Raw genomic sequence first — 591 nt, 5'->3', positions numbered from 1 at the left:
ACGACGGTTCGGTCGTGGAGGTCGGCCTTGGAGCGGTCGCCGAGGGTGCCCATGGTTTCATTAGCGTCCCAGGCGATGACGGAGCCGCCGCGGATGATGCCCATGGTGGCTCCGAGCACGTAGGTGCTGGTGGTCTTGCGTGCCCCGCCTTTGGGGTTGGCGATGAGGATGGTGCGGGTGCCCTGGAAGTTGGTCTGGATGACCTCACGCTGCTCCTGGCGGCGGGCCTCGGTCTCCCTGCGCCGTTGTTCGCGGCGTGATGCCTGCACCAGTGCGTCGCGGTCGCGGGCGCGCTGTGCGTCCTCTTCAGCGCGGCGGGCGGCCTCTTCGCGGGCTCGACGCTGCTGCAGCTCGGTGCGGCGGTGTACGATGCCCTCCTCGGACGGCCTGAGGCTGAGGCTCAGAGACCGGTTCAGTGCCCCCGCGCGGCCTTCGGTGGCCGGCTGGGACGCGGTCTGCTGTCACTCCGGGGCATCGTCCTCGATCGCGGGCCCTACGGGAGCTGCTAGGTCCTCTCCTCTCACCGCGGGGGCGGTGCTCGCGCCGCTGGTGAGGACGTCCGCGCCACTGGCCGGGGCGGCCTGGGCCAGG

Annotated in this window: 1 protein-coding gene; it reads right to left on the bottom strand. The window is 71.4% G+C overall.

Annotated elements, in window-relative coordinates:
• Window positions 1-269 (bottom strand): hypothetical protein (locus BTM36_RS27095; protein WP_217349673.1); only part of this gene is annotated, 269 nt, incomplete at its 3' end.
• Window positions 270-591: the final 322 nt, after the last annotated feature.

It is taken from the genome of Herbaspirillum sp. VT-16-41 (genome assembly GCF_001994935.1).
GTDB lineage: Bacteria > Pseudomonadota > Gammaproteobacteria > Burkholderiales > Burkholderiaceae_D > Herbaspirillum > Herbaspirillum frisingense.
This window is presented reverse-complemented; position numbering and strand designations above follow the sequence as displayed.